Annotated in this window: 6 protein-coding genes and 5 tRNA genes; 2 read left to right on the forward strand and 9 right to left on the reverse strand. The window is 50.4% G+C overall.

All coding sequences use genetic code 11. The features are described 5' to 3' along the window. Window positions 1–349: 349 nt before the first annotated feature. The 4 genes from ABVS15_RS02475 to ABVS15_RS02490 form a co-directional block, all read right to left on the reverse strand. The gene (locus ABVS15_RS02475; RefSeq protein WP_369282185.1) at window positions 350–658 is read right to left on the reverse strand and encodes a hypothetical protein; all 309 of its coding nucleotides are present in this window, start codon (window positions 656–658) and stop codon (window positions 350–352) included. Window positions 659–1,147: 489 nt separating this feature from the next. Further along, window positions 1,148–3,391, reverse strand: coding sequence for a phage/plasmid primase, P4 family (locus ABVS15_RS02480; protein ID WP_369282186.1), 2,244 nt, complete (start codon window positions 3,389–3,391; stop codon window positions 1,148–1,150). Continuing rightward, entirely contained in the window at window positions 3,388–3,573 is a 186-nt protein-coding gene (locus tag ABVS15_RS02485; RefSeq protein ID WP_369282187.1) for a hypothetical protein, read from the reverse strand. The genes ABVS15_RS02480 and ABVS15_RS02485 overlap by 4 nt, the downstream gene beginning before the upstream one ends. A gap of 1 nt (window position 3,574) precedes the next feature. Then, the gene (locus ABVS15_RS02490) at window positions 3,575–3,769 is read right to left on the reverse strand and encodes a helix-turn-helix domain-containing protein (protein ID WP_369282188.1); all 195 of its coding nucleotides are present in this window, start codon (window positions 3,767–3,769) and stop codon (window positions 3,575–3,577) included. 139 nt (window positions 3,770–3,908) lie between these two features. On the opposite strand from ABVS15_RS02490, the gene ABVS15_RS02495 reads away from it, so the two are divergent. Both ABVS15_RS02495 and ABVS15_RS02500 read left to right on the forward strand, forming a co-directional pair. Beyond that, on the forward strand, window positions 3,909–4,316 hold the full coding sequence (locus ABVS15_RS02495; RefSeq protein ID WP_369282189.1) for a helix-turn-helix domain-containing protein: 408 nt from the start codon (window positions 3,909–3,911) through the stop codon (window positions 4,314–4,316). Window positions 4,317–4,696: 380 nt separating this feature from the next. Next, a complete protein-coding gene (locus ABVS15_RS02500) occupies window positions 4,697–5,881 on the forward strand; it encodes a tyrosine-type recombinase/integrase (protein ID WP_369282190.1) in 1,185 nt (394 codons plus the stop codon). Window positions 5,882–6,016: 135 nt separating this feature from the next. On the opposite strand, the gene ABVS15_RS02505 is transcribed toward ABVS15_RS02500, so the two are convergent. From ABVS15_RS02505 to ABVS15_RS02525, 5 genes are all read right to left on the reverse strand, one after another. Next, window positions 6,017–6,092 (reverse strand) — tRNA-Thr (locus ABVS15_RS02505). A gap of 6 nt (window positions 6,093–6,098) precedes the next feature. Then, window positions 6,099–6,175: transfer RNA gene (locus ABVS15_RS02510), tRNA-Asp, on the reverse strand. Between the two features lie 64 nt (window positions 6,176–6,239). Then, a tRNA-Trp gene (locus ABVS15_RS02515) sits at window positions 6,240–6,315 on the reverse strand. A 38-nt stretch (window positions 6,316–6,353) separates the two neighbouring features. Then, a tRNA-Ile gene (locus ABVS15_RS02520) sits at window positions 6,354–6,430 on the reverse strand. Between the two features lie 51 nt (window positions 6,431–6,481). Beyond that, window positions 6,482–6,557 (reverse strand) — tRNA-Asn (locus ABVS15_RS02525). Window positions 6,558–6,592: the final 35 nt, after the last annotated feature.

Below are 6,592 nucleotides of genomic sequence, written 5' to 3' on the forward strand. Positions count from 1 at the left end.
CATACGCGGCCTGCGAGAAGGTTGGCCTTATCGTTGCACCCGGAGCAATACCACGCTGTGAAATTGGCATCAAGACATCCATCAACAATGCAATCACTGAGAAATACAGGAAACTCTTTTCCGCAGACAGGGCACTGAGTAAAAACGTTTCCGTCACCACCGTCTTCGATGGGGATATGGGTTCCTCTTCTGGTCTTGATATATAACATAGCTTTTTATCCTTTCGATTTTTAATATGCGCCAGGCGCGATCTATCCGCGTCCGAAAAACGGACGCGCTTATTTTCAATAGCTCAAACCAAGCGAACGAATTTCGTCGGGCTGGGTGAGGTAGCCTAACCAGACTTTCATTACGCCGCTGCCGGTACTTTGTGCAAACAGTGCTCCCGAATGTACTGTGCAGATAAGTCATACTCCACTGCCATAACCGGCTTGCCCACGCGCAGCGCCCAAACCTGAGCCTGGCGCAATGCCTTGATAGCCCGCTTATACTCTCCTTTGGTAAAGCCACTGAGACCCGAATCCTTCGGAGGTGTTCCCTGCCTTTCACGAAGAATGTTTATAAAGGCTTGAATGGCAATAAGCATGTTGGTATCATTGTCCCGCTTGGCGTCGCTGTAAATGTCCACCAGTCCCCGCTCACCGTTAGAAAGATTCATATTGACATTCCTTTCATAATCTGCCATGATAGCAGTGTGTTTGATGTGGTTCGTTGTGACCACACTTCCCGCTCTCGGAGGTAGTGACTCCGGGGGCGGATTTTTCTTTGCTCAGACAGTCGCATCGTTCGCCGGGATCTAAATTGGCCCCGCAATAGGGACATGTGCGGTAGTAGCTCAAGTGCCCCTCACCGCCTTTTCGAGATCGGGTAGGGCTCCAATACCCTTCACGGCGCACATGCTGCGGCTTTGTATCCACCATGCGCACCTCTCACCGAGGCATTTAGCAGGGCCAGTCGCACAAGAATGGATGGATGCGATACACAGTAGCGGGCAGATTTTGTTTTCCATTATTAAGCTCCTTTCTTATCTCAAAAATTAGCTGTGTTAGGGCTGGTTAGGGACAAAAACATATATTTAAAAAATAAGAAACAGTCCTCTTATAGGGATATTTATGTATTTTACCCTAACCAGCCCTAACCTAAGTACTCAACTGCTTGCGGTGTAAGGGTTTCCAAATTTAGTTTCAATGTCAAGCCGTAGCCCGATCCACGTACTTTTATTTCTTGGGCGCACATTTTGAAATCCTGCCGTCTCCATACCACTTGTAAAGTCATTCAGGCGACGCACATAGTCCCCAGTATCCTGCGCCCACTCACGATACTCACGGTAAAGGTTTGCAGCACCGACGCGAGCATTGGATTCCCTCACACACCGTTCATTGATGAAGTTGTTAAGCCAATCTTCGCGTTCTCGGTAAGCATCCGTCGCCTCTTCCACAACCTCCGGAATATCTAGCTTAAAACCATTTCGAACAAAGTTCACCGCTCCCTCAATAGCCCAGTTAAGGATAGCCCCACCCGCCTTTTCTACAAGAACGTCGGCATAATTTTGCACACCAGACCCCGCCGGGATAGTTGCATTGAACGGGACTGCGATTAGCCGCCGCCATGTTCCGCTATCAGTAGAACCAACTCGGGGCAGATGGTTTGTAAATAGAATCAACGTGTGGGTCTGCGTCACCGTCTCCGGCTGCTTAAATTTTTCCTCAACAACCAATTTGTCAGTACTGGCAAGCTGTTTGAGCGTCGCCACGGAAAGCCGCTGGTGCTCTTCTAGCTCTCCTGTAATAACCAGCCGTTTCCCGCGAAGCGTTGCTAAGGAAGCCCCCTTGTTTGCCCGGTCTGTGGTGATGGTCTTGATATCAATGCTACCTGTATAATCTCCCAGAGTCTGGCCGATGGCATTAAAAATAGTGCTCTTACCGTTCCGTCCTCCACCATACGCTATAATAATTCCTTCTTGATAAACGGAGCCGATCAGGGACATTCCTGCAACAAGTTGCAGAAAGCCTCTAACACTTCCGTCGCTGCATGTAATGGTGTCTAGGAATGTCCCCCATATGTCCGCACCCCTGCGATTCGGCTCCGCTTGAGTCATTTGACTGCAATACGCCGCCCGATCATGGGGCCGGAGTTGCCCTGTGGTAAGGTTCACAATTCCGGCAGGGGTATTTAGATCAAAGGCACTGGCGTCCAGCTTATCCGCCTTCAGCACAAGGGCCGGCTTAGACAGTTCCAGCATATTTTTGATGCGAACGGCGTTTCTGGTATTTTTAGCGTGGGCAAGATACGCCTTGGTCTTGGATACTTCCGCATCTGCCGTCTTTACAGCCTCACCGTCTGCCATCTCTCCGCTCTCCGCATAGCGGGCCTTTGCCTCCGCCTGTTGGAGAAGAGCTTCACGGTTTGCACCTCCAGCCTCCCCTAGCATCCGCGCTGACAGGTCCAGCGCCCAAGCCATCGCCTTATGATCGTCTCGTTCCCACTTCTTCCCTGTCCACCAGAGCCACCCCAAAGCATCCACGAAAATCAAGTCCTTCCGGTAAATACGGCTAAACACTGTTGCATTTCCGGCATCGGAGAAGTCCGGCGGCCTGACCGAATCAGCGGGGGCCGCCCGCTGTGCATTTCCCCTCTCATACCGTCCGGCGCTGGTACAGATAGTCTCAACCTCTTTTGAGGAAAGCGGCGGCTTGCAGCGGGTCTCGTTGGCTTTCATCACAGCAGCAGTAATTTCTTCCACAGACAGTCCCTTTGCCCGCAGTGAGGATGCCATCTTAAAGAGTTCCTCATTGCGCTTTCCCTTGGTCACCGTTTTCGGAATCTCATATGCCTTTTTTGAAGTATCTTGCTTTCCATTCAACATTAATTTGTGGAGCCATTCAGGTAGCGGTGCAAGCGCTGTATTGTTTGGGGTATGCTCTACTTCCCATTCATATTTGCGCCCGTTTTGATGAACACTGGGTGGTGCTATGACATAACCGCCATCTCCACGATAGTCCAGACCGGGAGCAAATCCAGCGGCCACGGTTAATGATGGGTCGTTGCACTGAAAATAGTAATGAACACCACCGCCGCCAGTCAGGCATTGCCATGTGTCGGGGAGCTGTCCGTATTGCTTTTCCAAGTATGCAAGGGTCTCATCTCCGTGCTTACCAGCCTCATGATCAATGTCCACATCCAGTACCACAATGCCGTTGCCAGTGGCGATGCCGATATTATACAGGTAAGACCCAGTCCACCATTCGGAAATCTGTTTTTCCTCCGTGGTTGCATCCAGACAACCGTGTGCAGTGGCCGGAATTTTTCCTGCTGGGTAGCATGGAAATATCCGGAGGCCCATTGATTTTGCATAGTATTTCGCGTGTTTTAAGAGCATATCGCCAGTCAAGCCTCCGCCTCCTCCGCTCCCAGCTTGCGCAGTAGCGCCGGTACATTGATGTAGTACACCCCACCGCTATTGATATGGGGGACCGTTCCTTCTTTGCATCCCCTCCGCAGAAAGTATTGGGAGAGGCCTGTGGTCTTACAGGCTTCACCGATCTTCTGAAATGGGGCCGTGTTGATTGCCATGTTAATTCGCCTCCTCGATAATGTCAGCTGGGTCACAGTTAAGCACACGAGCAATGCGTCCTACAGTCTTCGGCATTACTTCTTCGCCTTTTCGAATTCTTTTTAGTGTTTCTGGAGAGCTACCTTCTCGTAAATCGGAGAGGGCTTTACATTTGCGGGCAAGGAGCAAGTCGAGCTTAGCGGGGTCAATTTTCATGTTCTCACCTCCGAACTTATATGTTCTATCCCTAGTTATATCAGATTTTTTATGTACTGTCAATACACAAAACAGAATATATTTGTTCTGGACTTTTGAATGTCATTGTGATACACTTTTGGCGAAGAGGTGATTCTAAATGTCAACTGGTTCTAATATCAGGAAGTTAAGAATAAAAAAAGGGCTCACTCAAAAACAGCTTGGCGATCTTTGCGGAATGGCGGATTCTGCTATACGCCGCTATGAGTCGGATAGGGGGAATCCAACGGAAAAAACATTACAACGGATTGCGTCCGCATTAGGAACAAGTGCGGCCATGCTCACCCCACCACTCAATTACTGGGTTGATGAAGACGGCGTTGAGCACACGGAATTCATGTACGAGATAGAACCAGTCGAACTTACAAAGGAAGAACTTCGCAGCCGTCTCGATAAAAATTATGCCAAACTTAATCTTGACGGACAGCGGAAGGCCGTCGAGCGTGTAGAAGAACTAACGGAGATACCTAAATACCAAAAAGAGAAGGACCCAGCGCAGTCCGAATAAACGCCTCACCAGCAAAAAACCACTCATAACTTTATAGCAGTAACCCCAAATTTTCGGGGCTATGCCCCTCCCCTTGGCATAAAAGGGCTCCCCAAAGCTGGAGAGTCCAAAATTGGATAGTCCTACCTAATCCGCTCTTGACCAGAAGAAATAATTTGACCGCTAATTTTTCAGCGGTCAGGACAGCTCAATTTTGAGCTGATCTCACTGAACCCAAAATTGCGCTCAGTAGGTTTCGGTTTCACGGCTGAATTTTGAGCCACGAGATACCGCCACTTTCGGCGGTATCTATTTTCAAACCCACATGGTGGGGTCTCCTCAATTTTGAGGAGACGTAAAACAACGCCCCGGGCCGAAGCTCAGGGCTTGGAGGTGATTAAGTGCCATCAACCAGAAAAAGGGAGACTAAGGACGGACGTGCTTTCTATGAAATCATTGTGCGCCGTGGCCGTGACAAGTCCGCTTTGACCTCTCGTTGGTATGTCCCAGAGGGATGGAGCCAACGGGCCATAGACAGGGAGCTTACCACAGTAGCCGCAGACTTTGAGCGCCGCTGCAACGCCGGTGAAGTGATATCCCGCCGGGAACAGAAGAACAAGGCTATTTGCGAGGCACAGGAGGCCGCGAAGGTGCTGACCCTCCGCCAATACGGGGAGACCGTGTTCATGCCCGCCAAGGCCGTTACAATCAGCGAGAACACCCGTTCTAACTTTCAAGGCTACCTTGACCGGAGTATTTACCCGGCTCTAGGGGATCTCAAAATGCCGGACATCACACCGGCCAATATTTCTGCCCTGCTGCTGTCCATCCAAGCAGAGAAGAAAGCGCACGCCACAGTTATCAAGTGCTATACAATCCTCCACAGCCTTTTTAAAATGGCCTATATGGCTGACGCTATCCCTCGCAATCCAATGGACAAGGTAGAGCGTCCCAAGCCTCGAAAGGACGAGACGCAGGCCCCCGTTGAGGCTTGCAGTATTGATGAGCTGCGGCATATTCTGCAATGCCTGGAGCAAGAGCCTCTAAAGTGGCAAGCGCTGATCCGGCTACTGATGGACACAGGTATTAGGCGCGGTGAGTGTTGTGGCCTTAAATGGAAAGACGTTGATTTTCAGATCAACACCATCACCGTCACCGGGAATCTCTGCTATACACCACAGAAGGGGATTTACCTTGACACCCCAAAGAATGGAAAGCCCCGCGTGGTTGACGTTGATCCCGCTGTAATGTCCATCTTGCGAACGCTGCGTAGTGAACAGGCGGACCGGGCAATCAGTGCCTATGTTTTCACTCAGGACGGGAGTCCCGAACCAATGCATCCACAGAGCCCCACGCGCTACCTGAAGAAGTTTTCAGAGCGGTATGGTATTCCCGGCCTTCACCCTCACAAGCTCCGCCACAGCTTCGCCAGCGTTGCGATCACGAACGGCGCTGACATCGCCAGCGTATCGGAAAAGCTAGGACACAGTGACAAGGCCGTCACGCTACGGATGTACACTCACGCCGACCAGGACAGCATAAAGCGGGCCAGCCAAATATTTCGGGATGCCATCGAAAAGATATAAAAATACCGGGCAGGAATTATCCTGTCCGGCTAATTTTTGCACCCCGTGTTGGTTTTTGTGTTGGTTTTTCAGAACAATAAAAAGCTTACAAAAAATAAAAAATCCTTAGAACCATTGTGGCTCTAAGGATTGCTTTGGAGCTGCTACCCGGATTCGGACCGGGGACCTCATCCTTACCAAGGATGCGCTCTACCAGCTGAGCTATAGCAGCATTTTATGGCGACCCGGAACGGGCTCGAACCGTCGACCTCTAGCGTGACAGGCTAGCGTTCTAACCAACTGAACTACCGGGCCATATAATGATGGCATAACAACTTGTAAACTATATCACATACAACCATTGTTGTAAAGACTTTTATGGCAGGGGCAGAAGGACTTGAACCCTCGGCACGCGGTTTTGGAGACCGCTGCTCTACCAACTGAGCTATACCCCTATTTCGCTTGTAGATCCCCAACAGGCGATGACCATAATTGGTGGGCCTTCGGGGACTCGAACCCGGGACCGATCGGTTATGAGCCGACTGCTCTAACCAACTGAGCTAAAGGCCCGACCTGATAAGAGAACTATTGCCGCCACCATGTGGCGGCAATACACTCTTTTGGCTCCCCCTGTTGGACTCGAACCAACGACAACGCGGTTAACAGCCGCGTGCTCTACCAACTGAGCTAAGGAGGAATGTGCAAAACTCTGACTTAAAAAAATCAGAGTTT

Source organism: Oscillibacter sp. GMB15532, assembly GCF_041020825.1.
In the GTDB taxonomy this organism is placed as follows: domain Bacteria; phylum Bacillota; class Clostridia; order Oscillospirales; family Oscillospiraceae; genus Oscillibacter.

Coding starts and splice junctions, on each gene's coding strand:
- ABVS15_RS02475 (WP_369282185.1), bottom strand. CDS start 658: ATGAATCTTTCTAACGGTGAGCGGGGACTGGTGGACATTTACAGCGAC.
- ABVS15_RS02485 (WP_369282187.1), bottom strand. CDS start 3,573: ATGGCAATCAACACGGCCCCATTTCAGAAGATCGGTGAAGCCTGTAAG.
- ABVS15_RS02490 (WP_369282188.1), bottom strand. CDS start 3,769: ATGAAAATTGACCCCGCTAAGCTCGACTTGCTCCTTGCCCGCAAATGT.
- ABVS15_RS02495 (WP_369282189.1), top strand. CDS start 3,909: ATGTCAACTGGTTCTAATATCAGGAAGTTAAGAATAAAAAAAGGGCTC.